We start from the raw sequence: 3,271 nt of genomic DNA, 5'->3' as shown, positions 1-3,271 counted from the left end.
TCATCAACCCGTGGATCATCCGGAACTGGTTGGAGAGGATCCTAATATCTTTCATGTCATAAAGCAAAGGGGTTCCATTCTCCTGCAGCACCCATACGAATCGTTTGATACCTCAGTGGAACGGTTTATAAAAGAGGCCAGTCGGGATCCCAAAGTCTTAGGCATTAAGATGACGCTTTACCGGACAGCCAAGAAATCCAGAGTCATTCAGTACCTCATTGATGCAGCCCAGAACGGTAAGCAGGTCGCCGTGGTTGTGGAGCTGAAGGCTCGTTTCGATGAGTCGGCCAACATCCTCTGGGCCAGATCTTTGGAAGAGGTGGGTATCCATGTGACCTATGGGGTTGTTGACTTGAAGACCCACTCAAAAGTTATCTTTGTGGTACGCAAGGATTTTGACGGCTTGCATCGCTACGCCCATATCGGAACCGGCAACTATCATGCCGGTACTGCCCGGGGATACAGCGACCTTGGTATCCTTACCTGTGATGCAGTCATTGGTTCCGATCTCACGGAGTTGTTTAATTATCTGACTACCGGATACACGCTTGCCCGTAAGTACAAGAAGCTCCTGCCTTGCCCCAATTTTTTGAAAAAAAAATTGCTCGAGAAGATTGACCGGGAGAGTAAGTTGCAAGCTGAAGGGAAGGCGGGACTAATCCAGTTAAAAACAAATGCCCTTGAAGACAAAGATATTACAATTGCCTTGTACAAGGCCTCTCAGGCCGGTGTTCACATTGATCTCATCGTCCGTGATTCCTGTCGGTTGCGGCCGGGCATTCCAGGACTTTCTGAGAATGTGCGGGTTATTTCCATCGTCGGACGATTTCTGGAACATTCAAGAGTGTTTTACTTTCGCAATGACGGTAAGGAAGAATACTTTATATCTTCGGCCGATCTGATGAAACGAAATCTCGAGAGTCGAGTCGAGGTCTGCACGCCTGTCGAATCTCCTCGCCTGCAGGCCTTATTGCGGGAGATGCTCGATATCCAGTTGAACGACAGGCACAGTTGCTGGGAGATGCAAAGTGACGGTAGCTATGTCAAACTGCAGGCGCAACAGGGTGAAGATGCGCGAAGTTCTTTTGAACTCCTCATTAAAAATGCGGAAAAGAGGCTGAAAACAACACACCGGATGCTACTGAAAAAAGGGAAGGCTGCGTTAAAAAAGAAGAAATAAACTTGATATATGAAATAGGAATTCGGGAGGAGTCCTGCAATTATCGGCCATGGGTGCGGCAGCCTAATAATAATATCGCAAGGTAGTTTTTTTTCTCAAAATATCCTATAATTATATATTTTTAATCTTTTTTTTGTCCGGGAGAAACAAATATGAAAGCGGTTGTGGCCCTTGTGGGCCGCCCCAATGTTGGAAAATCTACACTGTTCAACAGGATTACAAAATCCCGCCAGGCCCTGGTGGATGATATGCCCGGTGTGACCCGGGACCGGCACTATGCCGATGCGCAGTGGGATGATAAAGCCTTTACGCTGGTGGATACCGGCGGTTTTTTAAGTGCGGATGATGACTATTTTGCATCCCAGATCAAAGAGCAGCTGTCGAGGGCCGTTGAGGAGGCCGATATCCTGGTGTTTATTCTGGATGGTCGGGCAGGTCTTTCTCCCTATGACCGGGATCTTGCCGATTTTTTACGTCGCACCGAAAAGCCTGTCTTTTATCTGGTTAATAAGGTTGAAAGCCTGTACCGACAGGAAGACGAGCTTGGAGAGTTTTACACCCTGGGGATGGACCGGTTTTACAAGGTCTCAGCTGAACACGGACTGGGGGTAGGGGATTTCCTTTCAGATCTGGTTGCCCTGCTGCCCAATGCTCCGGTCATAGAGGAATCGGGCGAATCGGACGAGGCGGGAGAAGATGATGTTGACGGTCCCATCCGTATTGCCATTATCGGACGTCCCAACGTGGGGAAATCATCCCTTGCCAATCGGCTTTTCGGAGAACAGCGTATGCTGGTTGACGATAAGGCCGGCACCACAAGGGATGCTATTGAATTGTCCGTGAAACGCAACGGGCGGGAATTTATCCTTAAAGATACTGCGGGCATCCGCCGTAAAGGCAAAGTCACGAATAAACTTGAAAAAATTTCCATTCTTAAAGCCCTGGACAGTATGGAAGACTGTGATGTGGCCTTAATCGTCATCGACTGTTCCGAAGGAATTACCGACCAGGACATCACCATTGCAGGCTATGCCGAAAAAAGAGGATGCGGGGCTATTTTCCTGCTCAATAAATGGGATCTTGTGGATAAATCCGAAAAAGGGCAGCAGGCGTTTATCAAAGAGTTGCGCCGGAAGGCAAGGTTTCTTTCCTTTGCGCCTGCCGTTACCATTTCAGCCAAAACCGGCCAGGGCTGCCACAAGATTTTTGATGAAGTGGAAAAGGTCTATACGGAATACTGCCACAGAATCAATACAGGCGTGGTCAATCGGATTATTGAGGATGCCGTGTCCCGGGAGGAGCCTTCCCTTCATCAGGGCCGGCGCCTCAAGTTTTTTTACGCATCCCAGGTGGCGGTAAAACCACCCTGTTTTGTCTGCTTTGTCAATTATCCCGATGCAGTGCACTTCTCTTATAAGCGTTATTTGGTCAACCAGCTGCGCCAGATGATCCCCTTGACCTTGACACCTGTTAAGCTTTATTTCAGGGAAAAAACCGGTAAAATTGAATTTTCCGGCAATACAAAGGAGTTCAGGCGAATCCAGGAGAAGAAAAAGAAGGTCATGACAAAACGGGAGAAGCAGCGCAAGGAGCAAAGCCGCAAAAAACGCGAACGGGATCAGAAGAACACATTGTAATGGATCTTTTTGATCATACCGCCGGTCAGGATATGGCGGGGGCTGCACCATTGGCCGAACGTATGCGGCCCCGGCGACTGGAAGATGTTGTGGGGCAGGAGCATATCACGTCCAATGGCAGCCTGCTTGAACGTGCCGTGTTCGAAGACCGGGTTTTTTCCATGATTCTGTGGGGACCGCCGGGGTGTGGTAAAACCTCCCTGGCCAATGTTATCGCGGCCCAGACCAAAAACCAATGGGTCAAAATTTCTGCGGTGTTGTCGGGCGTCAAGGAGGTCCGGCAGATCATTGAGGCGGCACAGGAGAGAAGACGGCTTCACAACCGGCGGACTCTGTTGTTCGTGGACGAGATCCATAGGTTTAACAAATCCCAGCAGGATGCCTTTCTTTTTCATGTGGAAAACGGATTGATCACCCTGATCGGGGCCACCACGGAAAACCCTTCCTTTGAAGT

3 protein-coding genes are annotated in these 3,271 nt (G+C 49.2%); all 3 read left to right on the top strand.

Features of this window, described 5'->3' with window-relative positions:
• On the top strand, window positions 1-1,180 hold a 1,180-nt coding region (gene ppk1, locus B3D59_RS07320), incomplete at its 5' end, for a polyphosphate kinase 1 (RefSeq protein WP_286818675.1).
• Window positions 1,181-1,332: 152 nt separating this feature from the next.
• Window positions 1,333-2,817, top strand: coding sequence for a ribosome biogenesis GTPase Der (gene der, locus B3D59_RS07315; protein ID WP_286818674.1), 1,485 nt, complete (start codon window positions 1,333-1,335; stop codon window positions 2,815-2,817).
• A partial coding sequence (locus B3D59_RS07310; RefSeq protein ID WP_286818673.1) for an AAA family ATPase occupies window positions 2,817-3,271 on the top strand: 455 nt, incomplete at its 3' end. The genes der and B3D59_RS07310, both read left to right, overlap by 1 nt.

It is taken from the genome of Desulfobacter sp. UBA2225 (assembly GCF_002348205.1).
Taxonomy (GTDB): Bacteria; Desulfobacterota; Desulfobacteria; order Desulfobacterales; family Desulfobacteraceae; genus Desulfobacter; species Desulfobacter postgatei.
The sequence above is the reverse complement of the archived record's forward strand: the minus strand, read 5'-3'. Positions and strand labels throughout refer to the sequence as shown.